Here is a 26,006-nt window from a genome sequence, read left to right as displayed (position 1 = left end):
TCGTGCCGCCTTGGCCCAGCACGATCTCAACCTCACGCAGCTTGCCGATGATCTCCTCGGGCTTGTGCTTCTTCGAAGGCATTCGTTGTCCCTTCCTTGGTCCAGACTGTCATAGTCGATGGACCACTCAGAAGGGGGCAGCTCAGGCTGGTGCTGATCTTTCCGCCCAGATTGATCGTCGTCGATGGCGACGGCGTGATCTCGACGTTCAGATAGCCCTGCAGAAAGCGACGCGAGGCATCGTCGTAGAAATAATCGTTGCGCGCGGCAGTCAGCACCAGGCGCGCCTTGAGCAGGCCGTCCAGCCAGACCGGCGAGGAAGCATCCACGACGCTGCGCACCTGGTTGTACGAACCCGCCTGAACCGTCACGTCCACCATCTGGTGGTCCAGCGGTCGCTTCCGTTCCAGGCTGATCGAACCGCCGGGCGACCCCGCGCCGGTGAAGGTGCCCGCCGCCCCGCGCTGGATGGTCACGCTGTCGTAGATCGACAGGTCGTCGAGCACCGAATAGTTGGACGTGAAGTTACCATTGCCGGTAGAGCCGATGAAGATCGGCGATCCCCCGTCGATCTGGACATTGTTGATCTGGAAGCCGCGTGAGAAGAAGTTCGGTCCCTGCGCGGTCTGGACGGAGGAAACGCCAGGCAAGGCGTCGAGGCTGTCGGTAAAGCTGGTGATGACGCGGTCGTCGAGTTGCTGCCGGGTCAGCAGCGACACGGCCTGTGGCGTTTCCTTGAGCGACAGAGGCTGCTTGGACGCGATCGTCGTCGCGTTGGTCGTGTAGCTCCGCGTCCCCTCGGTCGCGATCGGATCGCTGCTGCCATTGGCCCCGGCCGGCGTGCCGCCCGACGACGAACCCGCGCCTGCCGCCGTGACCCGCACCGTCGACAGCATCGTACCGCCGGCCGGACCGGGGATCGGCACGACCAACCACTCGCCCCCGGACGCCACCTTCAGCATCAATCCGGTTCCGTCCAGCGCGATACGGATCGCGGTCTCCGGATCCATCGCGCCGCTGACGGCGGGCGCGGTCTTGCCGCGCACGGACGTCGGATCGAATGTGATGCGCCGCCCGGATTGCGCCGCGATATTGGTCAGCACGCTCTCGAGCGATCCCGACGGCACCCGGAACACGACCCGCGCCGGCGCGGCGATGGCCGGCGCCCCCGCAACAAGCGCCGAGGTCGCGAGACCGAAGACCATTACACGTCGTCTGACATTCCATCTGTCCTGCATCTTGCCCCCCAAGCCGGGGCAGCCGCTCTGACGTTCCGCCCCATATAATCCTTGACGGGCGTCGCCACAAAAGTGTCACCGGTCGGCTAGAATTTATCGGAACGAGCGATGCCATCGCGTTAGGGGCGGGACCCATTGATGTGAGCGTCGCGATCTGATTCAGGCTCCGCAAGGAAACCGTGAATGAGCGACCTGTACGGGTTGACGGATAACCAGATGGCACGTCAGCAGCCGTACTTCCCCAAGAGCCAAGCGCCTATTGGAATGCCCTGATGAACGGGAAGTCTCTGTAGAGCTTCCCGTCCCATGGAGTGCTACAGCAACGTCTGAGGCTATGCCGCATCCAGGTCCACGTTCAGCTCGCGCGACCAGACGCGCAGCGCGCGGCATTGACTGACGAAGGTCTTGGCATCCTTGGCCTTGGCGAGGCCGACAAACCCCTCGTCCCGTTCCGTCACCCCGGCAGCATCGAACAGGCTGTTGGCGGCGTCACTGTGACCGATGAATTTGCAATGGGCGAAGGCATCGGCGACGAAGTCCTTGGCCGTTGCATCCTTGGCCAGCAGGGCTGCGCCAGCCTCGGACGACAGGACCGCAACCGCATCGTACAGCACCGAGGGGCCGCCATCGATCTTCTGCTTGGCGGCGATCTTCGTGCCGTCGTCGAGCGTCACGCCGCCGATCTTGGGCGCGACGACCTCCCACAAGGCACCTTCTGCCTCCAGCGCCTTGGTCAAGGCGGCAAACAGATCGGCGCTGCTGCCGTCCGTCAGCAGGATGCCCATCTTGCGCCCTTTGAAGTCTTTGGGGCCGTTGGACAGGATGCTCAGCTTGGCCGAAGGCGGGAGGTCGAGCGTCGGCTTTGCGGCCTTTGCCGGTTCCGGCAGGTCGAGACCCAGCCCATCTGCGACCGTCGCGGCGAGCCCTTCGTCGATCAGGCGCAGATGGGACACGGCGCGCGCGCGGATGTCCACCCGTTCGACCTTGGACAGCTCGAACACCAGCGCATCGCCGATATGCTTCTGCTCGATGGGCTGCTGGCTAATGAAGAACTGCCGCGCCTGGCTGTAATGATCGGCGAAGGTTTCCGCGCGGATTCGCTGCTTGATGCCCTGCACCTCGGCGGGGAAGCTGCGATAGCCGATGGTCGGGTTCTCGCGCGGGCCGCCATCGGGACCCCAGCTGTTCGGCTCGTAATTGGCGCGCCCCTTGGGATTGCGCATCGCCATATGGCCGTCCTGCTGGAAATTCATCACCGGGCAGCGCGGCGCGTTGACCGGGATATGGGTGAAGTTCGGCCCGCCCAGCCGCTTCAACTGCGTATCCAGATACGAGAAGTTGCGCCCGTGCAGCAGCGGGTCGTCGGAGAAGTCGATGCCGGGCACGACATTCTGGGTGCAGAAGGCGACCTGTTCGGTGGCGGCGAAGAAATTGTCGACATTGCGGTTCAGGGTCAGCGTACCGATGATGCGGACCGGCACCTCTTCCTCGGGGATCAGCTTGGTCGAATCGAGATGGTCGAAGGGCAGGCGGTCGGCGGTTTCCTGATCGAACAGCTGGACGCCCAGATCCCATTGCGGAAAGTCGCCGCCTTCGATCGCAGTCCACAGGTCGCGGCGATGGAAATCGGGATCGGCGCCGTTGATCTTGACCGCTTCGTTCCACAGCACCGATTGCAGACCCTGGCGCGGCTTCCAGTGGAACTTGACGAAGGTCGACTTGCCCTCGGCATTCACCAGCCGGAAGCTGTGGACGCCGAAGCCCTCCATGGTGCGGAAGGAACGCGGGATCGTCCGGTCGGACATCTGCCACATGACCATGTGCCATGCCTCGGGGCTCAGGGACGCGAAGTCCCAGTAATTGTCGTGCGCCGACTGGGCCTGCGGAAAGGCGCGGTCGGGTTCCTGCTTTACGGCATGAACCAGATCGGGGAACTTGATCGGGTCTTGGATGAAGAAGACGGGAATGTTGTTGCCGACAATGTCCCAATTGCCCTGTTTGGTATAGAATTTGACCGCGAAACCGCGCACGTCGCGCGCCAGGTCCATCGACCCCTTGTTGCCCGCGACCGTGGAGAAGCGGACGAACACCTCGGTCTGTTGGCCGACCGTGCTCAGCACGTCGGCGCGGGTGTAATCGGCCAGGCTGTCGGTCAGCTCGAACACGCCGTGCGCGCCATAGCCGCGCGCATGGACCACCCGCTCGGGGATGCGTTCATGGTCGAAATGGAAGATCTTCTCGCGCAGGATGAAGTCTTCGAGCAGTGTCGGTCCGCGCTCGCCTGCGCGCAGGCTGTTCTGGTCATCCGCAATCGGGACGCCCTGTTGGGTCGTCATCGTGCGGTCGGCATCCTGGGTGGTCTGGTGGGTTTCGCCGCCATGGCCCTGGGGCTCGGCATAATGGGTCGGCGTGTCCGATCCGGCAGGAAGAGCAGAGGCGCTGGCAGGCGTCTCTCCCTTTGTCTGCCCCGCGCGGGATTTGGTCTTGTCGGCCATGATGCTGCCTTCCGTCGTTGAGGGATATCAGCCCTCCCAACGCACGGCTCACGCAATCGTCCGCCTGCTAAATGGTTGATATTGATTAAGGCTTATCGGGTGCGCCTGTCGTACGCATGCGGAATTGATCTGGATCGGTCGTGCCAGGTCGCCAAGCATGGGAGAATGATTCTGGACGAGGACATCCCCGTGATCATCTGTGTTCCGGCACGAAACGAGGCCGCCTTGCTCCCCGCGTTGCTGTCGGCGATCGCTGGACAGTCGGTCGACGGAAACGGTCTGCACCTGTGTCTCTATCTAGATGACTGTCGGGACGGCAGCATGGCCATGGTCGACGGGATGCGCGCCGCTTTGCCGTTCGGACTGACCCTGTCGCAGGGCCCCATGGATACCGAGCCTAATGCAGGCGCGGCCCGCCGCACGGCGCTGGCCATGGGCCTGGAGCGTCTGGCGGGCGGCGAGGGGCTGTTGTTCACGACCGACGCCGACAGCATCCCGCATCGGGATTGGATCGCCGCGGGCCGCCGGGCCCTGCAGGAGGCGGATGTGGTGGCGGGGCGTGTCCTTCGCCTCGATGCCGCCCGCGATCCCCGGCAGTGCCGCATCGAGCGCTATTATGATCGGCTCCACCAATATCGGCGCCTTGTCGACCCGGTGCCATGGGAGGCGCGGGATACCCATCATTTCGGTGGTGGCGCCAACATAGCGGCCCATGCCTCTGCCTATCGCGCGATCGGCGGGTTCCTGCCGCTGTCGTCCGGCGAAGATGCCCGGTTTCTCGATGACTCGGCGCGGGCCGGTTTTCGCGTCCGCCGCGACGGGGCGATGGCGGTCGACACATCCTCCCGGCGCGACGGACGGGCCGGCGGGGGCCTTGCCGACATGTTGCGGGCGCTGGATCATGGCGAATTGCCCTGCATGCCCGACCCGCGCGGATCGGCATGGCAATGGCACGCACAGGCGGCCGCGCGACGCAGCTTCATGATGATAGATCAGCGCGATGTCCGCATGACGCTGGGACGAAGTCTGGGGTTGACGGCGGACCATGTGCTGGGCGTTGCGCGCGATTGTCCCAATGGCGAGGCGTTCGCCATGCGTATCGTCCCCGCACCCATGGCCTATGATGCCATGGTGTCGCTGGCGACAGCGGAAGATATTCTGCGTGAACTGGAAAGCCGGTGGTGCGAGGTCGCGGCATGACGACGATGGCCGATCAACTGCGAAGCGCGATCGCTACTTCCGGCTGGGCCGAAAATCCGCCAGGCCATCCGCAGACGGGGGACGAGCTGATCGCGCTGTTGGCGGGTCTATACGCGATCGGCCGCCGCGACCTGCCGCTTGCCCGCCTGGTCGAGGGGCATGTCGATGCCGTGCAGATCGTCCGGCGCTATGGCTCGGCCGCGCAGGTCGACCGGCTGGGTCATGGCTTGGCACGCGGCGCGACGTTGGGGGTGTGGAATGCCGGACTGCCTGGGGACGCGCTGCGGTTGGATGACGGGCGGCTGAGCGGCGGCAAAAGCTATGCCTCGGGGGCGGGCGTGCTGAGCCATGCGCTGGTCACGGCGGATACGTCCAGCGGGGTGCAATTGCTTCTCCTCGACCTTGCCCGCGTGCCACCGGCGATCGACACCGATTGGTGGCGAGTGATCGGGATGCAGCGATCCGAAACGCACCAGGTGCTCTGGAATGATGCCCCCGTTACCGACGCGGATCGGATCGGCCAGCCCGACAGCTATGCGCGTGAGCCCTATTTCAGCGGCGGCGCGCTGCGTTTCGTGGCGGTTCACGCAGGCGGCGTGGCGGGCATCTGCGACCTCAGCCGCGATCATCTGGTGAAGACGGGGCGGGCCGACGATCCCTTCCAGGCCGCCCGAATGGCCGAATTGTTCGCACTGGCCGATGGCGCGGCCGCCATCGTACGGCGGACGGCGCGGCTGTGGTTCGAGGATGCCGAAGGAGGGGACGAGCCGCGCCTGTCACGGGTGGCGGCGGCCCGACTGGCGGTGGCCGATGCGGCCGAACGCGCGATGGTCGTCGCGCGCGAGGCGGTGGGGCTGGCTGGCCAGTTCCACAGCCATCCACTCTCGGCCATGCTCAGCGATCTGGCGGTCTATCTCCGCCAGCCGGCCCCGGACGCCCAAAGGCTCCGTGTCGGTCATGCGGTTCGACAGGGTCTGTTGGTGCCCGGCTTGTGACGTTGGATCTCAAAGCCGTTCGCCGCGCGGTCGTCGTTGCGCCCCATCCCGATGACGAGATCATCGGCGCCGCTGGTCTGATACAGGCCCTACGAAGGCAGGGCAGTATGGTCCGGGTCATCGTGGTCAGCAACGGCGCTGCCTCGCATCCGAATAGTGGGGCATGGCCCCCCGAACGACTGATCGCGGCGCGTCGGCAGGAAAGTCTGTCGGCGCTCCGCCGTCTGGGTGTGACGCGTCAGCATGTGACCTTCCTGGGGCTGCCCGATGGCAATCTTTCCGCCGAAACGCTGCTATGCCGTCGGCGGCTAAGCCAGGCGATCCGTCGGGGCCGTGGTTTGGACATGGTCGTCGGCCCCGCCATGACCGACGCCCATCCCGATCACCGGGCCGTCGCGGCGGCGCTTCGGGATACTCGGTTCGCCGGACGACGCATGACCTATCAGGTCTGGCCGCCACATCGTGCGAGGATTGCCCGATGCCGAACCGTTTCGCTGGCGGGCGGGGTGGCGGCGAAGCGATCGCTGATCCGGATGCATCGCACCCAATTGGGCGCGATCACCGATGATCCTCAGGGCTTTGCGATCGCACGCCATGAACTCGCGGTCTTCGCGCACCCGGTCGAACAGTTCGCCCAGGACGCGCGATGAGGCCTATCGACCTCACCGATTTTGCCGAGAAATTCGCGGCCAACGACGACCCCTGGCGGACCTATTCCGACCGGGACGAGGCCGTGAAGCGTACGGCGATCCTGCACGCGCTTGGCCCAGGCCCCCTCGGCCGGGTTCTGGAATTGGGAAGCGGCAACGGATCGAACAGTCGCGCGATCGCCGCGCGTGCCCTGCGGCTCGATGCGACGGAGGGAACGGCCGAGGGGACGATACTCACGGCCGATGCCATCGCAGGGCGGCGTCGCGCGAGGGCGATCCAACTGGCCCTGCCGGCGCGGCTCCCCCGGAGGGAGTATGACGCGATCGTGATCGCCGAACTCCTCTACTATCTCCCGCCGCAAGCCATGAAGTCCGTCGCCCTGCGTGTTGCCCAGGCGCTGCGATCGGGCGGGCGGCTGGTGCTCGCGCATCACCGCATCGACTATTATGACTTCGTGCAGCATGCCGAGACTATACAGCAACGCTTTCTTGATCTGACCGGCCTGTCCTGGCGGACAGATACGATGCGGCGCAAAAGACGATGGCATGTGATTGTCGCACGTCTGGTTTGCCAGTCCCACCCCGGCGGCTAGCACACCTGTGGCCATCATTATCCTGCATCCGAGCGGTAGAAATTTAAGGGATGCGTCCGATAGCTCCCCTGACCGAGTGGCAGGAATCCGGCATCTATAATTACAGTGTCGAACGGCCGCATATGTTTCAAGTGGAATGTGATTGGACTGATCGTACTTGTTTTCCGGTAATCGCGAGTTCTGTTAAAACATAACGGTGATCAACCTCACATAATCGAGAAGGTTGATGGTCCCGAGGTATGCAGGCATTATTCGGTAGAGTAATGATAAATTCCGACTGCTTAGGCCAGATCGCATATGCGTTCCAAGTGCCATCAGTTAAGGGTCGACAAGGCCTTAGCCAAATAGTCGACGTCGCTCGCCGAGTTGAACAAGGACGGCGTTACCCGGACACATGCTCCGTTGGCTGCCCCTGTTCGATGAACGGTGAAGATGCGATGCTGTTCAAGCAGTCGCTGGGAAATGGCGGCGTTCGCCTGCGAGCTGGTTATCCCCTGGACCCGGAACGACGTGATCGCGCCATGCAAGGTCGGGTCGTCCGGCGTCAGTATCTCGATGCCGGGGATCGCCCGCACCTGTCGGACCCAGCGGTCGCGAAGCGCGCGCAGCCGTGCGGCGCGAGCGGCACGGTCGATCCGATGCTGAAAGGCGAGCGCGGCGGGGACGGTGAGCCAGGAGGCGTAATCGAGCGTGCCGGTATGGATGCGGGCCATGACGGTGTCGGGGCCGCTCGCGTCTTCGGCGGGATCGCGGTCGATGCGGGACAGGGCGCCTTTGCGGATATGGAGGATGCCGATGCCGAGCGGCGCGCCGAGCCATTTGTGGCCGTTCAACCCGACGAAATCGCAATCGAGGTCGGGCAGCGCGAAGTCGAGCTGCTGCCAACTGTGCGCTGCGTCGACGATGACGTCTATGCCGCGGGCGCGGGCCATCGCCGCGATCTCGCGGACCGGGATCACCAGGCCGGTCCGGTGGCTTAGATGGGTAAGAAGGATGAGCTTCAGCCGTGGTTCGTCGGCCATCGCCTGCGCATAGGCGTCGATCAGGCTGGCGCATGTTGCGGGTTCGGGCAGCGCGATGCGGCGAACGCGGACGCCACGCCGCGGCCCCAGGCTCTCCATGCACGCCTGCATGCTGTCATAGTCGAGGTCGGCGTACAGGATCGCATCGCCTGCGGTCAGACGATTGTAGCCGAGGATCAGCGCCTTCAGCGCCTCGGTCGCGTTGCGCGTGAAGGTGATCTCATCCGCTGGCACGCCCAGTTCCGCCGCGACGGCGATACGGGCGGTAGCGAGATCGGCGAGCATGCCGCGGCGCGCATAATAGCTGGTATCGCGGTTCACGCGCGCGACGGCCTGTTCGTATGCGCTGCGGACGGGACGGGGCATCGCGCCCCAATTGCCGTTTTCGAGTTGGATGACGTCCTGTGGCACGTCATACTCCGCCGCGACCGTCGCCCAGAACGCCTCGTCGTCCGGGGCGGGATGCGCGGGCGCGCCGGCGCGCGCAGGCAGGGGGAGGGTAGCGGCCATCCCGCCAGCCAGAAGCGCGCGCCGGTCGATCATCAGAAGCTCAACCCAAGCCGGACATAGTACCGGCCACCGTCGGTGTCATAGGGTGCGTTTCGCGAATAGATCAGGCCACGGTTCGCCTGATTGGTCGCTTTCGCCGGATAGGTATTGAAGACGTTTTCGGTGCCGCCACGGATCGAGATGTTCGGCGTCACGCGATAGGTGAGCGAGGCGTCGAACAGCGCGAGGCCGCCGAAGCGCTGGAACAACTCGCCGGTCGCATTGCCCGTCACGTCGGTCCAGGGCCCGTAATAACGACCGCGCAGCATCACACCGACCCGACCGATATCGTAGCCGAGCGTGCCGGTCGCATTGTGCTGGGGCAGCCGTTCCTGGAAGATGCGGCGTTGCGTGTCGTTGGCGATCGCCGCGCTCGTTCCGCTACGGACGGTGGTGCGGTTGTAGTTATAGGCCAGCGTCGCGCTGGCCCGACCGCCGCCCAGGGTACGGGCATAGCTGACGACGACATCGACACCCCGTGTCCGGGTGTTGAAGTCGTTGGTAAAGTAGCTGATCGAGGTGAAGCGGTTGGGATTGGCGAAGCCCGCCGGGATGGGAATCGTCGCCGACTGGCTGAAGCGGTCGTCAACGTCGATCTGATAGAGATCGACCGTCGCCCCCAGCCCGATATTCGTCTGCGCGACGAGCCCGGCGCTGATGTTGCGCGACGTTTCGGGCCGCAGCGGCTTGGCACCCAGCGCGACCGCGAGCGGGTCGGTGGGCGCCAGGCGGCCCTGGTTGAAGACCTGCAGGGTCCGGGTGTCGAGGCCCTGGCTCACCACCCGCGTGTTGAGCTGGGCCGGGGTCGGCGCCCGGAAGCCGGTGGAATAGGTGCCGCGCAGCGCGAGCCATTCGACCGGCTCGACCCGCCCGGAGAATTTATAGGTGAACTTGTCGCCGAAGCTCGAAAAATCCTCGTAGCGACCTGCCGCGCCGAGGGCGAGCATCGTAACCGGACGCCATGTGAGATCGACATAACCCGCGTTGCTCGTCTGCTTGAAGTTGCCTGCCTGTTGCGGCCCGAAGCCAGGGAATCCGTTGGCGTTCGGGGCAAGACCGGTGGCCGCGCCCGCCCCGATCGCATAGGAGGCCGGATCGCCAACGCCGACCGCGTAGCGCTCGATCCGCCGTTCGCCGCCGAACGCGATGTTGAGCGGTTCGATACCACCGATGGGCAAACGATAGACGAAGTCGGCGTTGAGGTTCGTCTCACGCTGCGTCAGGCGACCGAGGTAGAAGCTGGTCGGGCTGGTCGGCCCCAGGGATGCGTTGAGCGTTTCGGCGATCGTATAGTCGATGCGGCTGCGGCCGGCGGAGGCGCTAAGGTCGTAGCTTAGCGCCTCCGACAGATCGCCGCGCAGGCCGCTGACGAGTTGCAGGTCGGCGAACTGCGTGCCGAAGCGCGGCGTGAAGCCGGCCGGATAGATGCTGCGGAAGCTGAAACCAGGGAAGGCGCTGCTGGCGTTGTAGACGCTGCCGGTATTGCTGGGGTTTCGCCAGTTGAAATCGGTGATCCCTTCGCCCTGCTGCACCGTGCCGAAGGCGTAGATGGTCGCGGTCTCGGCGAGGTCGTAATGCATGTCGACGGCGCCGCGGACGCGCTCTTCGTCGGGTTGTCCCCAGCGCTGCACCGGGTTTCGGACCGCGAGCGTCGGGTTCGCGGCCTGGAACGCGGCGGCGTCGGGACGCTGGCGGGTGCGCGAGGTAGCCTCTCCGTGCTCGAACTGACCGGTGAAGACGATCGCGCCCTTGTCTCCGAGCGCGACGCCACCGCGTGCGCCGGACTGGTAGTTGTTGCCGTCACCGGCATAATATTGGCTGAACTGACCAAATGCCTCCATCCCCGGCTGGTCGTCGAGGATGATGTTGATGACGCCGGCGATCGCGTCCGAGCCATATTGGGCCGACGCGCCGTCGCGAAGCACCTCGATGCGCTTGATCGCGAGGGTGGGGATGCTGGCGAGATCGGGGGCCTGTGCGCCGCGCGTTCCCAGCAGTGCCGAGCGGTGATAGCGCTTGCCGTTGACGAGGACGAGCGTCTGGTCGGCGGACAGGCCGCGCAGCGTCGCCGGACGCACGAACGCTTGTCCGTCGGCGGCGGGCAGGCGCTGGACGTTGAACGACGGCAGGAGCTGCGCCAGCGCGTTGTTGAGATCGCCCGATACGGCAGAGCGCACCAGGGCTTCTGGCAGCACGTCGACTGGGGCCAGCGTATCGAACTGGGTGCGCCCACGTTCCCGCGTGCCGGTCACGACGACATCGTCTCCACCGGCGGCATCCGGTGTCACCTGGCTGACCGGCGAATTGGCTTGGGGCGCGACGGCCTGCGCCGAAACGGCAGGCGCGAACAGAACGTGCAGCGCCGCAACGGCGCTGGCGGTAGCGAATTTCATGATGACACATTCCCTGAAGGGCCGCTCTCTCGGCGCCTGTTGGCCGCGCTAGAGCAGCTTTGTTGCAGTGCCGTTGAGTTTCGAATGCAAGGGCGAGTCAGGTCGATGACCGTTTTGTGTCACCTCCAAACGGTAGCCTAAGTGGCGATGCGAAGATTGGTGACCTTTGGGCCAGCAAATACAGCCAGTCGCTATGGGCCGCCTCATTACTCCCCTTATTGGAAGCGGGCCGTGCGTCCGGCTCCATCGGGACATGAACCAACGTCGGATGTGGTACTGCGGAAAATCGTCTCGAATGACCGCATCTCGGTCGTTCGCGACGGCTTGGACACCTGATGCGTGGCGCTTGAGCAGTTGTCCGCCTGTACCCCTTGCTGCGCAACTTGCCGACAGACGGGTTGCGAAGTGGATCAAGATCAATGGTTTGGAGCGACGAGGAAATAGGTCGGAAATCCTGTCTTCCTGATGCCGACCCTAAAATCTGCAACACTGAAGGTGAAGTGGTCGTAATCTTCCGAGATTGGACGTCATACACAGGAAAGGGTGGCCGTGTCGTCCGGTTCGACATGATTTCAACCGGACTGAAGCTCGAAGCCGTATGAATCAGCCGCTCTGGGCAATTTGCCGTAACGTGCGCCGGTCGCAGGCGCACAACTGTTCGCAAAGCGTCGATCGGACATTGCACTCTTCGACATGATGATCGCCAGCTACGGCGCCATCGGGCCATACCGGCTTGACCGCTGCCGATTAATTGCTGGCGGGCGACGCGTGACAGGCGTGAGGCCGGAAACGGGGTTTGTGCCTGCACGGATTTGGTGTGCTAGAGGCCCGGCTATGTCGAAATCCCACACGAACGCCGGTACCGTCACGATCGATGGCGTTGCCTATGATTGGCACCTGCACAGCGAACCCCACCAGTCGGATGACGAGGGGTGGAAGGGCATGACGATTGCGCTGCTCCAGCAGGACGCCAAGCGCGAAGCCTTGGTCGAATTTCCCCCGCCCAAGCGGCTGTTGAAGGGATTGCCGCGTGGTCGGCTCCAGCTCGATGACGCGACGATCGCGCGCTGCGTGCGCTCCGCGCTGTCGGCGGGATGGGAACCCATGTCGCGCGGCAGGCCGGTCGTGGTCATGGTCGACGCCCAGGGCAACTGATCCGTGCGGCGGCTGTCGGCCCGACAACCGCATTGGCGATTTGCCTTGTCAGAGACGGTGGTGCGGTCCAATTTCGTCTTCAGATGAAGACGTCACCCATTTCCGACGAATATGCCCGCGGACGACGCGATGGATTGCGTCTCGCCCTGTCGATCCTCGAAGCGGAGGAAGCCAAGTGGGAAGCGCTGCTCGGCGAGAGCCCCTCGTGGCGGACGAATGCGATGCGTGTCATCCGCCACAAGGCGTATCAGGTCGCGCGCAAACGCGTGCAGACGGCACTTCATCGCTTGCGGCCGAAATCGGAGTCCGCATTGCCGAGCGAAGTCGCACAGAGGATCGACCAAGCCGGCTTGTAGGCCAATCCGTCATGTTCCTGCGCCGAGACAGGGAAACGACATGAAATTGTACGGCGTACCGGCTTGGGGCTCGGCGATCGTCGAGGCGATGCTGGCGTTGGTCGGTCAGTCCTATCACTTCGTCGATGTCGAAGGCTTTGATCGGCCGGGCGAAGCGCAGGACAGGCTGGCAAGGGTCAATCCGCTGCGGCAGGTTCCGGCGCTGGTGCTGGACGATGGCGACGTGCTGACCGAGACCGCCGCGATCGCCCTGTGGCTGGCGGATCGTCATGCGGGGTTGGCGCCTTCGCCAGGGAGGGTCGAACATCGCCGGTTCCTGCGCCTGCTGATCTGGATCGTGGCGAACGTCTATCCGACCTTCACCTATGGCGATTACCCCGAGCGTTGGGCACCTTCGGCACAGGACGAACTAACCGGTGCCACAAATGTCCATCGCGAGCGCCTCTATCGCTGGCTCGAGGAGCAAATTGTCGGCCCCTATGTGCTGGGGGAGCAGGCGTCCGTCCTGGATTGCTATGCTGCGGTGATGATCGACTGGCGTCCGGGCCGCGAGTGGTTCGCTGGCAACACGCCGAGATTGTTCGCTGCGGCCAGGCTGATGCGGCGGGATCCCAGGCTGGCGGCGGTCATGGCGCGCAACAGGCTGACGGTCGATTGATGGTCGCTTGTCGCCACCCGCTTCGACCGACGCCCTACCGCCCTTCTTTCCGTCTTCGCCCTCGCCGGAACCGGCATCTTCCGGCTGTTTTCGACGAGCCCCGAACCTAGAACACCACCACCGAGCGGATGCTTTCACCGGCATGCATCAGGTCGAAGCCCTTGTTGATATCCTCCAGGTCGAGGACATGGGTGATCATCGGGTCAATCTCGATCTTGTTGTTCATGTACCAGTCGACGATCTTGGGCACGTCGGTCCGGCCCTTGGCGCCGCCAAAGGCCGATCCCCTCCAGACGCGGCCGGTGACCAGCTGGAACGGCCGGGTGCTGACTTCCTTGCCCGCCTCGGCCACGCCGATGACGATCGATTCGCCCCAGCCGCGATGGCACGCCTCCAGGGCGGTGCGCATCACCTGCGTGTTGCCGGTGCAGTCGAAGGTGTAGTCCGCACCGCCATCGGTCAGCGCCACCAGATGCTGGACGAGGTCGCCCTCGACCTTGGACGGATTGACGAAATGGGTCATGCCGAAGCGGCGACCCCATTCCTCCTTGGCGTCGTTCAGGTCGACGCCGACGATCATGTCCGCGCCCACCATCCGCGCGCCCTGGATGACGTTCAGGCCGATGCCGCCAAGGCCGAAGACGATCACGTTCGATCCCGGGGTCACCTTCGCCGTCTTCACCACCGCGCCGACACCCGTCGTCACGCCGCAGCCGATATAGCAGCTCGACTGGAAAGGCGCGTCCTCGCGGATCTTGGCGACCGCGATTTCGGGCAGGACGGTGAAGTTCGAGAAGGTCGAGCAGCCCATATAATGGAAGATCGGCTGGCCCTTATAGCTGAACCGCGTCGTGCCGTCGGGCATCAGCCCTTTCCCTTGCGTCGCGCGGATCGCGGTGCATAGGTTCGTCTTGCCCGACAGGCACGACTTACACTGGCGGCATTCGGGCGTGTAGAGCGGGATGACGTGATCGCCGGGCTTCACGCTCGTCACGCCCGCGCCCACCTCACGCACGATGCCGGCGCCCTCATGGCCGAGCACGCTGGGAAAGATCCCCTCGCTGTCCAGACCGTCGAGCGTATAGGCGTCGGTGTGGCAGATGCCGGTCGCCATGATCTCGACCAGGACCTCGCCCGCCTTTGGGCCTTCCAGATCGAGTTCGACGATTTCGAGCGGCTTCTTCGCTTCGAAGGCGACGGCGGCGCGGGTCTTCACGACAGCAAATACTCCAGTGGTAAAAAATTGGGTCGGCGGGGAAGGGAAGGGACCGCAGTGCGATCCCTTGCCCGGGGTCAGAAGCGAACAGTGCCTTCCACGCCGAACGTCCTGGGCAGGGCCCGGACCAGATAGCCCGCGCCGGTGATCCCTTCATTGGGATAGCCGCCCGGAAAATAGAGCTTGTTCGACAGGTTCTTGCCCCACACCGAAAGGGTGTAGCGATCCGTCACATAGCTGATGCGGCTGTTGAAGACCCAGTAATCGCCTTCGCCGTTGGTGTATTGGCCGGTGCCGAGGTTCTTCAGGACACCGCGGCTATAGTCCTTGAAGGAGTCATAATAGAAGCGTCCCGAATAGGCGGTGTCGCCATGGACCTTGATCTTGCCGTCCCCGAGATCCGCCGCATCCCAGTCGAAGCCCAGATTGATCGAGGATGTCGGTGCGTAGGGGAAGGGGTTGCCGCCCACGCTGACGCTGCCCGCGCCCGACTGGACGCACGACCCTTTCTGTGCCGGATACAAACCGCTGAGGTTCAGGGCCGCGCAGGTCGCCTGATCGAAGTCCGCATATTTGCTGTCCAGCAGGCCGAGCGACGCGCTCAGCGTCAGGCGGTCGGTGGCAGCGAATTCGACAGCCAGTTCCAGGCCCTTCATCGTGCCGTCCAGCGTGATGATATTTGCGGTCACGCTCTGATCGACGACCTGGCTCTGCTGGTTCTTATAGTCGTAATAGAAGAAGCTGCCATTGACCTGTAGCCGGTTGTCGAGGAAGCGGGTCTTGAACCCGACCTCATAGGCGTTCACCTCCTCCGGCTTGACGAAATAGACCTGCGGCGAACTGATATAGGCCAGGCCGTTGAACGTCCCGGCGCGATAGCCGCGACTATAGCTGGCATAGAGCATGACGCCGTCCACCGGCTTCCAGTCCAGGATGGCGCGTCCCGATAGGCGGCTGGTCTTGCCGTCCTTGTTGATGCCGCCGGGCATGGTTCCCCCGGTTGCCGGGATCACCACCGCACCGGCCTCGTTATAGACCGGCGCCAGGAAATAGGGCGCGCCATAGGCCGATACGGGGAGCATCCGTGCATTGCCCGCATCGTCATAATAGGTGGTGATGCCATCGCGATATTTGGTGGTATCGGTGGTGTAGCGCAGGCCTGCGGTGAATTTCACCGTCGGCGTGATTTCATAGCTGCCTTCGCCATAGACCGCCCAGCTTTCGCGTTCCTGCCGGAAATGCTGCTTCCCGAAAATGCCGGTCGGCACCGAACCGGCGGACAGCGCCGTTCCGTTAAAACCGCCCGCCGGGTTGAACCATGTCGCGGGCAGGCCGACGGCCGCACGCACGTCGCTCAGCAGGTTGAAAATGTCGATCGCGTTGTTCGACGTCACCGAATCCCAGCCAAAATAGGCACCGCCGATCATCTTGAACGGGCCGCTGCTATAGTCGAGCCGCAGATCCTGATTGAAGGCCTTGAAATCCGACCGATAGCCATTGGAACAGAGGCGAAGCGGGCTGCTGTCGCAATCGGTCTGCGTCTGGAGATAGAGGCCGGAATCATAGCCGGTGATCGAGGTGAGGTTGAGCCTGCTGGCGAGGTCGGCCTTCACCGTCAACACGGCGCCTTCGGTGCGGGTGACGGCGCGGCCGACAGTATCCTGTTCGATCTCGGTATCCGACAGGCCCGCCCGGCTGTAGCTGCTCGGCAGCAGACCCGCACCCTTGGAACCCAGCGCCCGGAACAGCGGCGATAGGATGAAATTGGGGTTTTCATAGTCGAACAGGCCCGGGTTGGACTTGTAGGGACCAGCGCCGATCGAGGCCGCCGCGCCCCCGGTCGATTTGGACGCATAGCCCTTCAGCGTGATGTCGATCGTGTCGACCGGCTTGAAGCGCATCGTGCCCCGAAACGCATAGCTCTCATCGCCGCCAGGATCGCGACCCGTCGCGAAATTGCGACCGGATGCGCCTCCCGCCGCCGTCTTGTTCAGGCCGGCGGGCATTAGATTATGAATATAGGGATCCATTTTGACATAGGTGCCCGCAATGCGGATACCGAACCGGTCTTCGACGGGCGTCAGTTCGATCGCACCTTCGAAATTGCGGCGGTTGTAATTGGCGTAGCCAGCCGTCAGATAGCCATTGTCGCCCTTCAGGGCGGGCTTGCGGGTGATGAAGTTGATCGCACCGCCCGTCGTGTTGCGACCATAAAGCGTACCCTGGGGCCCGCGCACCACTTCGACCTGGTTCAGGTCATAGAGCTGCTGTCCCTGGCTCGCCCGGAAAGTCTGGTAGACCTCGTCGACATAGACGCCGACCGGCGATGCCGCGCTCGCGCTGAGTTCGGTGCCGACACCGATACCGCGCAGGGTAAAATTGGGCTGCTGTGAACCATAAGCCGACGACACCTGGAGATTGGGCATCGAGCCGTTCAGGTCCGATGTGTCGAACACGCCCTGGTTGGCGAGTTCCGACGAGGAAATGGCCGACACGGCAACGGGAACGTCCTGGAGGTTCTCCGCGCGCTTGGTGGCGGTCACGACGATCTCTTCCAGTCCCCCGGCCTGCGTCTGTGTCTTGCTCGCATCCTGTGCGAATGCCGGCATCGCGATGCTTGTCGCGATGGCGAGAATGCTGATGCCCCCGACCCTTTTCATGTGAAGCTCCCTGATACGGTCACTGCATCTGAGTGCATTGGTGACCCGTTGCGCCTGGGCATCAGCAGTCTGGGGTAACGGGGTGCGTGTATCCTGTCGCCAAAGCCCCGAACGCTGGTGCCAGGGCTCAAGGTGCCAGATATCTGCCCCTCTTCTTAGGACCTGTTCGCCGCTTTTTTATGGAGCCAGTTCAGCTTTGCCCCTGTTCCATCGCGCGTAGCATGAAGCGTTGTATCTTGCCGCTGGGGGTTTTCGGCAGTTGCGGCAGGAACGCGATCAGCCGGGGATAGGCGTGGGCGGACAGCCGCGTTTTGACATGCGCTTTCAGGGCGTCGGCCAGCGCTGGCGTCGGCGCAAATCCCGCATTCAGGACGATGAACGCCTTGACCAGTTCGGTGCGTTCCGGGTCGGGTACGCCGATGACGGCGGCCTCCATCACGGCGGGATGTTCGATCAGTGCACTTTCCACATCGAAGGGGCCGATGCGATAGCCCGATGAGGTGATCACATCGTCGGCGCGTGCGATGAAACTGACGCTGCCGTCCGGCCCGAGTTCCACCGTATCCCCCGTCCGGTAATAGCCGTCACGGATGGCGGGGGTGGGTTGTTGCCAATATCCCTCGAACCACGAGAGGGGGGACCGGGTGATGTCGATGGCCAGTTCGCCCGGCTCGTCGACGCCCCGTTCGCGGCCGTCCTCATCCAGCACGGCGACCCGGTAGCCAGGCATCGCGACACCGGCCGAACCGATACGGACGGCGTGCGATAGGCCATGATGGTTGTTCACCACCATGCCCGTTTCTGTCTGGCCGTAATGATCGTGCACCGGCACGGCGAGTTGGGCGTCGAACCACCGGATGACTTCGGGGTTCAGCGGTTCGCCCGCGCTGCTGACGACGCGCAGCATGCCCCTTGCCTTCGCGGCCGCCGCGCCGCCTTCCGCCATCAACAGGCGATACGCGGTGGGCGAGCCAGCGAGGTTCGTGACGCCGAGCCGGGCGATGAGATCGAAGGCGGTCTCGGCGGAGAAGACGCCATCATGCAGGATCGTCGCCCGGCCCAGCAGCAGCGGCCCGGTGATCCCGTAATAGAGTCCATAGGCCCAGCCCGGATCCGCGATATTCCAGAAACGGTCCTCCGCTCGCAGGTCTATCGCCCAGCGCATATAGGCACCGATCGCGATCAGCGCCTTCAGCGGGACGCCCACGCCTTTGGGAAGGCCAGTGGACCCCGATGTGGACATCATGAGGAAGAGGTCGTCGCCCGTTCGCATGACCGGCACGAAATCGGTCGACATCGCGGCGACCTCCGCCCGGAAATCGATGTCGCCAGCCATGAGCGCATCTTCCGGCGTTCGGACGACCGCGATCGGTGGACATTGTGCGATGTCGGTCAGCTTGGCGCGATTAACGCTGTCCGTCACGACCAGCGCGGCGCGGCTGAGACCCAGCCGATGCGCGATCGCCTTGGGCCCGAAGGCGGTGAACAGGGGCTGATAGGTCGCTCCGATCCGCCAGACGCCCAGGATCGTCGCGACCAGCTCGAGCCTTCGCGGCAACAGACCCGCTACGACGTCGCCGGGCTGGACGCCGTGCGCCGCCAGCATATGCGCCACCCGCGCCGACAGGTCGCGCAACGCGGCGAAGCCATGGTCATGGCGTGTGCCATCCGCCGCGATCGTGACAAGCGCCACATCGTCGCTATCGGCATAGCGGTCGCAGCATTCGACACAGGCGTTGATACCGCCCGAAAGACATCCCAAAAGCCGCGCTCGCTCGCGTTCGATGCAAAATTCCTTGACCGCCTTCCCGTAGTCGGGGACGGCGGCCGATGCCGGTATGCCGGTCATGCGTTCGATCCTCTCCACGATCACGCCGCATTGATGCGGTCTATCGTACGTCCCACCCTTATTGTTGAATCTCCGCTGCGCCCGGCGGGTGGAGGCGGCGGTTTGTATCAGGTCCCTGCGGACGGAGTTAGCCGGACCGGAGTGGCGGCCCCCGGAAGATACCGCCACCCGTCACTGCGGTTTCGGCGTTATTCGGGCAGCACGTCCTTCGTGATGACCCACAGCTTTTTCGAGAAGGGGCCTTTGGACGTCCATGTGATGTGCATGCCGGCAGACAGGCCGATCGTATCGCCAGCCTTGAAATTATGCACCTTGCCGGTGTCGGTTTCGACCACCTCGACCTCGCCTTCGAGAAGCAGGATCGTCTCGTCACCCAGCACGCCGGTATAGGGTGTTTTGAGCGCGCCCTTTTCGTCGACATCGCTGCCGGCGATGCCCTTTCCCGAGCGCCACACGCCGCTCATCATCGTGCCGGTCGAACCGCTGGAGCGCAGGAAATAGAGCTCGCCCGCGACCAGGGGGCCTTCGGCGGGTTCGACGAAATGATATTCCAGCCAGTCGGCGGGATTGTCGCTGGTATGCGCGATCAGCAGATCCTGGGGCGGGTTGCCCGTCGGTTCGCTGCCGTTCCAGATGCACCACCATTTCTTGAACGACGGCCCCTCGATCTCCCACTGCACCTCCAGCCCCTTGGGCGCGTTGATGATCGACCCGGGACCGACCTTGTAGCGCTTGCCGGTGGAAAGGACGGTGAGCACGGCAGTGCCGTCGATCACGCAGGCGACCTCGTCGCCCAGGGGCGAGGAATAGACGAGGGTATGCGACCCGTCCGCCGTCGCGCCCGGCGCGGTGGGGCCGGTGCGCCAGAAGCCGGCCGAGAGCGATCCCGCCATACCCTCGGGCCGGGTCACCACATATTCGCCGTGCACCTGTGTACCGAAGCGGGGCTCGACCCATTCGAACGGCTGCCATTTCTCATTGGGTTCGTTCTGCACGCCGCCATGAACCGCGTAACGCGGCAATTCCTGCACCTGCGCCGCCAACTGCGTTGCCATGCCACATCTCCCTTGAACGAGATTGAACCGTAACCGGCCGATCGCGAAAACCATTCGGTTCCCCCCGAACGTCGACCAGGCTTCACTATCAGAGCATCACGACCGACGGCCTAGCGCCATCCCTGGTCTTTTTGATGGGTCCAGATAACCGCACTTCACCGTCTTTCCCCCGATCACGCTTCCAGGGACGGGGTGGTCAGCGAAATGGTTTCCGCGAGCAGCGGCACGTCCTTGAACACGGCAAAGCTGCTGGGCGTGTTCGGCATGACGGGGAAGTTGAAATCGCACTGGGGGCAGGGTTCGGCGAGAACCTTCTGCTCTTCCTGCAGCTCGAACGCCTTGTCCTCGACCAGCCCGCAATTGGGGCATACGCGAAGAAGGCGCGTGTTGGTCAGCTCGAAATTGGTGATGATGTCTTCCATGATCGCACCACGCGCCGCCCAGGCCTTGGCGTGCTTGTGGTAGGTCGCCTGGTGCCAGTCCTTGAGCGCCGCGCGGTTCACCCAAAAGCTGACCTCGTTGAACCAGGTCGGGTCTTCCGGATGAACCCACCAGGTCAGGTGAAGGAAGCCGGGCAGCTTCATGAGGTGATTGCGCGTGTCGGCGAAAATGACCTTGAACTTCTCGTATCCGTCCGGGCTGGAAAAGCGCACGCGCTGCATACTGAGATAGATGGACATGGGATTCTCCGCTGAATGAGTCCAGCCCGATAAGCTGTGCGGTCAGGATGAAGAGCGACTTGGTCAGTCGGTAGGGCCAGCATGGCGGAAGATGATGGTGCCAGATGCCGATGGCTCTATCATTGGCGCGACCGTGCGATAGGATCGGGGCGGATAGGGTAGCGAAGGCACGCCTGACGATGACGATGAACCTGATCATTCGTATCGACCGCGAAGACGAGCGATCGCTGCAGGTGCAGATTTACGAGGCGGTGCGCGATCAGATCCTGCAAGGCACGTTGGCCGCGGGCAAGCGGCTACCCTCGACGCGCAGCATGTCGGACCAACTGGGCATCGCCCGCAACACGGTGACGCTGGCCTATGAACGCCTCGCCGCGGAGGATTATATCACCTCGCGGGCCAAGGCGGGCATCTTCGTCAATGATCGCTTGCCCGACGCGACCGTCCTGCTGCGCAACGGCCATTCCTCCGTTCAGCCGAGCCGCAAGCGACTGCGTTTGGGAAAGAATCCCAGCTTTTCCGGGCGGGCGCCCAGGCTGTGGCACGAAAAGCGCTCGCGGCCGCAGTTCGATTTCTTTGTCGGACGACCGCGCCCCGACAGTTTCCCGACCAGTTTCTGGCAACGCACGATCGCGCGGCACCTCGCTTATGCGCATGGCATCCAGACCGAATATGGCGATCCGCGCGGACTGGCGGCATTGCGCGAGGCGATTGCGGCGCATCTGGGCGAGACGCGCGGGATAGAGGCCAGCCCCGATCAGATCATGGTCACGTCCGGTATCCAGGGCGCGCTCAACCTGCTCGCCCGGATTTTCATCACCGACCGTTCGGGGGCCAGCGTAGCGGTCGAGAATCCCTGCTATCAGGGGGCGGCGTTCGTCTTGGGCAGCTATGGTGCCAGCATCCGACCCATTGATGTCGACGAACAGGGGATCGTCGTCTCGCAACTCGAAAGCTTCATGGGCAATCTCGTCTATGTGACGCCGTCCCACCAGTTTCCGACCGGCTGCACGCTCAGCCTCGACCGCCGCCTGCACCTTCTCGACTGGGCCTATCAGACGGGCAGCTATGTCATCGAGGATGATTATGACAGCGACTTCCGTTACGATGGACCGCCGCTGACCGCGCTCGCCGGATTGGATCGCAGGGGCCACGTCATCTATCTCGGCACCTTCTCCAAGTCGATCGGCGCGGGGTTGAGGGTGGGCTATGCGGTCATGCCGCGCCATCTTCTCGATCAGGCGCGACTGGTGAAGACATTGACCGATCATGGCGCGCCATGGCTGGAACAGGCGGTGATCGCGGACTTCCTGAAGGAAGGCGCCTTTCTCCGCCACCTGCGCCGCATCCGCCGGTCCTATATGGGCGCGCGAGATCAGGTGATCCGGTCGATCGAAGAGCATTTTCCCGGCGGCGCGCTGATGGGGCGCGAATGCGGTATGCATATGATGTGGACGCTACCGCCTGATCTGCCGTCCGCGAACGACATGCAGCGCATCGCGCTGAATTGCGGCGTCGGTCTTTATCCATTCGCGGGCGCGGCGACGCAGGAATATGGCAATCCCGGCCGTTTTCGCGAACGCTCGCTGGTGCTCGGTTATACCGGGCTGACGGAAGAGGCGATCCGCGAAGCCTTTACCCGGGTCGCCACCGTGGTCGGTCAGCGCCGTTAGGCCGCTCGAACTGGTACCAACATTAAGGCCGGATTTGGCTCTAGGGGATGGGCCGAAGGGTTCTTAGCCTTCCTGAAAATCATCGACGTTCCTTTCGCCAAGTTGGCCGACGTCTACGACAATGCAGGAGGATGGGATATGCCTGGTTACCGGCTTCTGATCGACGGTCGATTGGTCGATGGCGCGGATGGGATGGAGGTCATCAACCCCGCGACCGAGGAGGTGCTGGCCCGATGCCCGCGCGCCTCGGCAGGGCAGCTGGACGAAGCGGTCGGGGCGGCGAAGCGGGCCTTTCCGGCTTGGGCGAAGACCCCGATCGCGGAACGACGCGCGCTGATCCTCGACCTTGCCGATTGCATGGATGTTCATGCCGAGAGCCTGGCGCGTCTGCTGACGCAGGAGCAGGGCAAGCCTTTGAGCGAGGCCACGGCCGAGATCGCCTATAGCATCGCTTTCATCCGCCAACTCGCGACCCATGACCTGCCGGTCGGGCTACTGGAGGACAGTGACAGCCGCCGGGTCGAACGGCATCGTCGCCCGCTGGGGGTGGTCGGCGCGATCATTCCCTGGAACTTCCCGGTGCTGATCGTCGCCTTCAAACTGCCTTTGGCGCTGCTGGCGGGGAATACTTTGGTCATCAAGCCGGCACCGACCACGCCCTTGTCGACGCTGCGCCTGGGCGAGATGATGGCCGGGATCTTCCCGCCGGGCGTGGTCAACATCATCACCGATCAGAACGATCTGGGCACCCGTCTGACGACGCATCCCGATATCGCGAAGATCAGCTTCACCGGATCGACCGCCACCGGTCGCAAGGTGATGGAGAGCGCGGCGGCGTCGATCAAGCGCCTGACCCTGGAACTGGGCGGCAACGATGCGGCGATCGTCCTGCCCGATGCCGACCCGGTGGAGGCGGCGACGGGCATCTTCGGCGGCGCGTTCCTGAACGCCGGACAGGTCTGCATCGCCATCAAGCGCGTCTATGCCCATGCCGACATCTACGATGCGCTCTGCGCGGAACTGGCCAGGCTCGCGGAAGAAGCCATTGTCGACGACGGGCTGAAGCAGGGCGCCCAGATCGGGCCGCTCCAGAACCGGGCGCAATATGACAAGGTGAAGGCCATCATCGAAGCGGCGCGATCAGACGGCACGATCATCGCCGGGGGCGAAGTGCTGGACCGGCCGGGCTATTTCATCCGGCCGACCATCGTGCGCGACATCAGCGACGGGGCGCGCCTGGTGGACGAGGAACAGTTCGGCCCCGTGCTTCCCGTCATCCGCTATGACGATCCCGAAGAGGCGCTGGCCCGCGCCAATGCATCCGAGATGGGCTTAGGCGGCTCGATCTGGTCGTCCGACCGCGATGCGGCGCATGATCTGGCCATGCGCATGGAGGCGGGCACGGTCTGGATCAACAAACATCTCGATTTCGGCCCCACCATGCCGTTCGGCGGCGCGAAACAATCGGGACTGGGTGTCGAGTTCGCGGAAGAGGGCTTCCACGAGTTCACCCAGATTCATGTCATTAATGAAGCCAAGGACTGACCGGCCGCCGCAACTATGATCCCGGCGAATGAATACCTTTTGAATGGAACGATCCTGTATTCGGCAAGCCGCGCATGGCTGATCGCCGGGCGTCGAGCAGGATCGTGTTCGTGAACCGTAACGGGCTGCGCCGTGGCCGACGCAGCCCATTGCACTACGCGATTTGCGGACCGGGCCGCGGGTCGATCGCCAGCACGAGACGGCGTTGGCCGGTCGCACTGATCGGCGGCGAGCGGTGGAGAATGGTGGGCGGGTCGAGCAGCAATCGACCCTTGAACACGCCTACCGCGCCGGTCGGGACTTCGCACACCGCATCGGCGGCATCGGCGCGGCACCACTGGGTGCCGGGTCCGACATAGCTGCACAGCAGCCGCAGCGTGACAAAGTCGGCATGGAAACGGCGGCAGGCATCGGTTTCGACCACCTCCAGCCGCAGCCGCAACCGATCCTCGCCGGTCAGGGCGGCATGGCGCCGCACCAGCAGCCCGATATCCGCGGCGAGCAGCGTGGCGACCGGATCGGTATAGCCGGCTTCGGCAAGTGCGACCTCAATCGCATCGTCGACGACGAGGTCGAGCGATACATCGTCGACCGTGTCCAGGTCGAGCGATGCCAGTGCGATGCGCAACGCATCGGGCAGCGATCGCCACCATATGGCCAAGGCGGCGTCGGGTCGGGCAATGGCGTCGAGCGAACCGCGATCCTCGCCGAACGCGACGACATCATCGAGCATGGCGAGGCTCATTCCGCCGCCTCCAATCGGCGCTCGCCCCAGGCCGGGAACGGATCGCGCAGGCCCGTCCAGAGCGCCGGGGTAAAGGCTGTGGCGGGTACGAGGCAGCCGTCCAGCCGCGCGCGTATGCGCGCCTCGTCCATGCCGATGCCGATGAACACCAGCTCCTGCCGCCGGTCGCCCCAGATCATGTCCCAGTGCCTGGCCACGAATTCCTCGAACCGGCCATCGTCGGGCCATTGATGCTTGGGGATGGAGGCCCACCAACGGCCCATGCGTGCGGTTTCGGTCTGGCTGCCCGCCACCGCCAGCTCGCCCACCCAATCGGGCCTGGTGGCGAGCCAGAAATGCCCCTTGGCACGCACCACATGGTCGAGCCCGCCGTCGGTCAGAAAGGCATGGAATTTCGCCGGATCGAACGGTGCCCGTGCGCGATAGACAAAGCTCTCGATACCATATTCGTCGGTCTCGGGCTGGTGATGGGCATAGCCGTACAATTCCTTGGCCCAGAGCGGATGGCGCGACGCCTTCTCCTCGTCGAACAGCCCGGTGGCGAGCACCAGGTCGAGATCGACGCGGGAATGGTCGGCCGCCACGATGACCGCATCGGCGTTGAGGCTGGCGACCAGCTTCTTCACGACGGCCAGCTGGTCGGCCGACACCGACGATGCCTTGTTGACGATCACCACATCGGCGAACTCGATCTGCTCGACCAGCAGGCCGACCAGGCTGCGCGTATCGTCCTCGCCCATGGTTTCGCCGCGATCGGCCAGGAAGTCCTGGCTGGAATAATCGGCGAGCAGGTTCACCGCATCGACCACCGTGACCATCGTGTCGAGCCGCGCCACATCGCCGAGCGACGCGCCGGCCTCGTCGCGGAACGAGAAGGTCGTGGCGACGGGCAGCGGTTCGGAAATGCCGGTGCTCTCGATGACCAGATAATCGAACCGCCCAGCCTCGGCGAGCGTCCGCACCTCCGCCAGCAGGTCGTCGCGCAGCGTGCAGCAGATGCAGCCATTGGTCATCTCGACCAGCGCCTCCTCCGAGCGCGACAGGGCCGCCTCTCCGCCGCGCACCAAGTCGGCGTCGATATTGACCTCGGACATGTCGTTGACGATCACCGCCACCCGTCGCCCTTCGCGATTGGCCAGGATGTGATTGAGCAGCGTCGTCTTTCCGGCCCCCAGGAAACCGGACAGCACCGTCACCGGCAAACGAGAGTCGTGCAGGGAATGGCTTGCCATGTCTGTCATCCAATGAGATACGTTACAACATAACATAACCATGAGTT

General features: G+C 64.0%; 19 protein-coding genes and 1 pseudogene. 9 read left to right on the top strand and 11 right to left on the bottom strand.

The features are described 5' to 3' along the window. Window positions 1-431: 431 nt before the first annotated feature. Together QZ546_RS06660 and QZ546_RS06655 are read right to left on the bottom strand one after the other, a co-directional pair. Window positions 432-896: pseudogene (locus QZ546_RS06660) on the bottom strand (TonB-dependent receptor plug domain-containing protein); the annotation flags it as partial. Between the two features lie 674 nt (window positions 897-1,570). Continuing rightward, window positions 1,571-3,733 (bottom strand): catalase, encoded by a 2,163-nt coding sequence (locus tag QZ546_RS06655; RefSeq protein WP_294235801.1) that lies wholly within the window; start codon window positions 3,731-3,733, stop codon window positions 1,571-1,573. Between the two features lie 165 nt (window positions 3,734-3,898). On the opposite strand from QZ546_RS06655, the gene QZ546_RS06650 reads away from it, so the two are divergent. From QZ546_RS06650 to QZ546_RS06635, 4 genes are read left to right on the top strand one after another with little or no spacing between them, the layout of a single operon-like run. Then, window positions 3,899-4,933 carry a glycosyltransferase family 2 protein gene (locus QZ546_RS06650; protein WP_294235800.1) on the top strand — a complete coding sequence of 345 codons (1,035 nt, stop codon included), beginning with the start codon at window positions 3,899-3,901 and terminating at the stop codon, window positions 4,931-4,933. After that, complete coding sequence (locus QZ546_RS06645; protein WP_294235799.1) at window positions 4,930-5,928, top strand: acyl-CoA dehydrogenase; 999 nt, start codon at window positions 4,930-4,932, stop codon at window positions 5,926-5,928. Before QZ546_RS06650 ends, QZ546_RS06645 begins: the two co-directional genes overlap by 4 nt. After that, window positions 5,925-6,578 (top strand): PIG-L family deacetylase, encoded by a 654-nt coding sequence (locus QZ546_RS06640; RefSeq protein ID WP_294235798.1) that lies wholly within the window; start codon window positions 5,925-5,927, stop codon window positions 6,576-6,578. Before QZ546_RS06645 ends, QZ546_RS06640 begins: the two co-directional genes overlap by 4 nt. Continuing rightward, a complete protein-coding gene (locus QZ546_RS06635; RefSeq protein WP_294235797.1) occupies window positions 6,575-7,171 on the top strand; it encodes an SAM-dependent methyltransferase in 597 nt (198 codons plus the stop codon). The genes QZ546_RS06640 and QZ546_RS06635 overlap by 4 nt, the downstream gene beginning before the upstream one ends. A 314-nt stretch (window positions 7,172-7,485) precedes the next feature. On the opposite strand, the gene QZ546_RS06630 is transcribed toward QZ546_RS06635, so the two are convergent. Continuing rightward, window positions 7,486-8,736: an aminotransferase class V-fold PLP-dependent enzyme gene (locus QZ546_RS06630; protein ID WP_294235796.1), complete on the bottom strand. Its 1,251-nt coding sequence runs from the start codon at window positions 8,734-8,736 to the stop codon at window positions 7,486-7,488. Next, complete coding sequence (locus QZ546_RS06625) at window positions 8,736-11,135, bottom strand: TonB-dependent receptor (RefSeq protein ID WP_294235795.1); 2,400 nt, start codon at window positions 11,133-11,135, stop codon at window positions 8,736-8,738. The genes QZ546_RS06630 and QZ546_RS06625 overlap by 1 nt, the downstream gene beginning before the upstream one ends. A gap of 834 nt (window positions 11,136-11,969) precedes the next feature. Between QZ546_RS06625 and QZ546_RS06620 the strand changes: the two genes are divergently transcribed. From QZ546_RS06620 to QZ546_RS06610, 3 genes are all read left to right on the top strand, one after another. Continuing rightward, window positions 11,970-12,290 carry a hypothetical protein gene (locus QZ546_RS06620; protein WP_294235794.1) on the top strand — a complete coding sequence of 107 codons (321 nt, stop codon included), beginning with the start codon at window positions 11,970-11,972 and terminating at the stop codon, window positions 12,288-12,290. Between the two features lie 134 nt (window positions 12,291-12,424). Then, window positions 12,425-12,646: a hypothetical protein gene (locus tag QZ546_RS06615; RefSeq protein ID WP_294235793.1), complete on the top strand. Its 222-nt coding sequence runs from the start codon at window positions 12,425-12,427 to the stop codon at window positions 12,644-12,646. Between the two features lie 40 nt (window positions 12,647-12,686). Beyond that, the gene (locus QZ546_RS06610) at window positions 12,687-13,304 is read left to right on the top strand and encodes a glutathione S-transferase family protein (protein WP_294235792.1); all 618 of its coding nucleotides are present in this window, start codon (window positions 12,687-12,689) and stop codon (window positions 13,302-13,304) included. Between the two features lie 106 nt (window positions 13,305-13,410). On the opposite strand, the gene QZ546_RS06605 is transcribed toward QZ546_RS06610, so the two are convergent. The 5 genes from QZ546_RS06605 to QZ546_RS06585 all read right to left on the bottom strand — a co-directional run bounded on the left by QZ546_RS06605 (window position 13,411) and on the right by QZ546_RS06585 (window position 20,764). Beyond that, on the bottom strand, window positions 13,411-14,520 hold the full coding sequence (locus QZ546_RS06605; RefSeq protein ID WP_294235791.1) for an S-(hydroxymethyl)glutathione dehydrogenase/class III alcohol dehydrogenase: 1,110 nt from the start codon (window positions 14,518-14,520) through the stop codon (window positions 13,411-13,413). Between the two features lie 77 nt (window positions 14,521-14,597). Further along, window positions 14,598-17,180, bottom strand: a complete 2,583-nt coding sequence (locus QZ546_RS06600; RefSeq protein ID WP_294235790.1) for a TonB-dependent receptor — start codon at window positions 17,178-17,180, stop codon at window positions 14,598-14,600. Window positions 17,181-17,370: 190 nt separating this feature from the next. Beyond that, window positions 17,371-19,029 (bottom strand): AMP-binding protein, encoded by a 1,659-nt coding sequence (locus tag QZ546_RS06595; RefSeq protein WP_294235789.1) that lies wholly within the window; start codon window positions 19,027-19,029, stop codon window positions 17,371-17,373. A 188-nt stretch (window positions 19,030-19,217) separates the two neighbouring features. Continuing rightward, window positions 19,218-20,084 (bottom strand): cupin domain-containing protein, encoded by an 867-nt coding sequence (locus QZ546_RS06590; protein ID WP_294235788.1) that lies wholly within the window; start codon window positions 20,082-20,084, stop codon window positions 19,218-19,220. A gap of 173 nt (window positions 20,085-20,257) precedes the next feature. Next, window positions 20,258-20,764, bottom strand: coding sequence for an antibiotic biosynthesis monooxygenase (locus QZ546_RS06585; protein WP_294235787.1), 507 nt, complete (start codon window positions 20,762-20,764; stop codon window positions 20,258-20,260). A 185-nt stretch (window positions 20,765-20,949) separates the two neighbouring features. On the opposite strand from QZ546_RS06585, the gene QZ546_RS06580 reads away from it, so the two are divergent. Both QZ546_RS06580 and QZ546_RS06575 read left to right on the top strand, forming a co-directional pair. Then, window positions 20,950-22,437 (top strand): PLP-dependent aminotransferase family protein, encoded by a 1,488-nt coding sequence (locus tag QZ546_RS06580; RefSeq protein WP_294235786.1) that lies wholly within the window; start codon window positions 20,950-20,952, stop codon window positions 22,435-22,437. 138 nt (window positions 22,438-22,575) lie between these two features. Further along, window positions 22,576-23,982, top strand: coding sequence for an aldehyde dehydrogenase family protein (locus tag QZ546_RS06575; RefSeq protein WP_294235785.1), 1,407 nt, complete (start codon window positions 22,576-22,578; stop codon window positions 23,980-23,982). Window positions 23,983-24,136: 154 nt separating this feature from the next. Here QZ546_RS06575 and QZ546_RS06570 read toward each other — a convergent pair whose 3' ends face one another. Both QZ546_RS06570 and QZ546_RS06565 read right to left on the bottom strand, forming a co-directional pair. Further along, window positions 24,137-24,727, bottom strand: coding sequence for a DUF1826 domain-containing protein (locus tag QZ546_RS06570; protein WP_294235784.1), 591 nt, complete (start codon window positions 24,725-24,727; stop codon window positions 24,137-24,139). After that, the gene (locus QZ546_RS06565) at window positions 24,724-25,959 is read right to left on the bottom strand and encodes a GTP-binding protein (RefSeq protein WP_294235783.1); all 1,236 of its coding nucleotides are present in this window, start codon (window positions 25,957-25,959) and stop codon (window positions 24,724-24,726) included. The genes QZ546_RS06570 and QZ546_RS06565 overlap by 4 nt, the downstream gene beginning before the upstream one ends. Window positions 25,960-26,006: the final 47 nt, after the last annotated feature.

The organism is uncultured Sphingomonas sp. (assembly GCF_913062585.1).
Taxonomy (GTDB): Bacteria; Pseudomonadota; Alphaproteobacteria; order Sphingomonadales; family Sphingomonadaceae; genus Sphingomonas.
This window is presented reverse-complemented; position numbering and strand designations above follow the sequence as displayed.

Coding starts and splice junctions, on each gene's coding strand:
- QZ546_RS06655 (WP_294235801.1), bottom strand. CDS start 3,733: ATGGCCGACAAGACCAAATCCCGCGCGGGGCAGACAAAGGGAGAGACG.
- QZ546_RS06650 (WP_294235800.1), top strand. CDS start 3,899: ATGATTCTGGACGAGGACATCCCCGTGATCATCTGTGTTCCGGCACGA.
- QZ546_RS06645 (WP_294235799.1), top strand. CDS start 4,930: ATGACGACGATGGCCGATCAACTGCGAAGCGCGATCGCTACTTCCGGC.
- QZ546_RS06635 (WP_294235797.1), top strand. CDS start 6,575: ATGAGGCCTATCGACCTCACCGATTTTGCCGAGAAATTCGCGGCCAAC.
- QZ546_RS06630 (WP_294235796.1), bottom strand. CDS start 8,736: ATGATCGACCGGCGCGCGCTTCTGGCTGGCGGGATGGCCGCTACCCTC.
- QZ546_RS06625 (WP_294235795.1), bottom strand. CDS start 11,135: ATGAAATTCGCTACCGCCAGCGCCGTTGCGGCGCTGCACGTTCTGTTC.
- QZ546_RS06620 (WP_294235794.1), top strand. CDS start 11,970: ATGTCGAAATCCCACACGAACGCCGGTACCGTCACGATCGATGGCGTT.
- QZ546_RS06610 (WP_294235792.1), top strand. CDS start 12,687: ATGAAATTGTACGGCGTACCGGCTTGGGGCTCGGCGATCGTCGAGGCG.
- QZ546_RS06600 (WP_294235790.1), bottom strand. CDS start 17,180: ATGAAAAGGGTCGGGGGCATCAGCATTCTCGCCATCGCGACAAGCATC.
- QZ546_RS06595 (WP_294235789.1), bottom strand. CDS start 19,029: ATGACCGGCATACCGGCATCGGCCGCCGTCCCCGACTACGGGAAGGCG.
- QZ546_RS06590 (WP_294235788.1), bottom strand. CDS start 20,084: ATGGCAACGCAGTTGGCGGCGCAGGTGCAGGAATTGCCGCGTTACGCG.
- QZ546_RS06585 (WP_294235787.1), bottom strand. CDS start 20,764: ATGTCCATCTATCTCAGTATGCAGCGCGTGCGCTTTTCCAGCCCGGAC.
- QZ546_RS06580 (WP_294235786.1), top strand. CDS start 20,950: ATGAACCTGATCATTCGTATCGACCGCGAAGACGAGCGATCGCTGCAG.
- QZ546_RS06575 (WP_294235785.1), top strand. CDS start 22,576: ATGCCTGGTTACCGGCTTCTGATCGACGGTCGATTGGTCGATGGCGCG.
- QZ546_RS06570 (WP_294235784.1), bottom strand. CDS start 24,727: ATGAGCCTCGCCATGCTCGATGATGTCGTCGCGTTCGGCGAGGATCGC.
- QZ546_RS06565 (WP_294235783.1), bottom strand. CDS start 25,959: ATGGCAAGCCATTCCCTGCACGACTCTCGTTTGCCGGTGACGGTGCTG.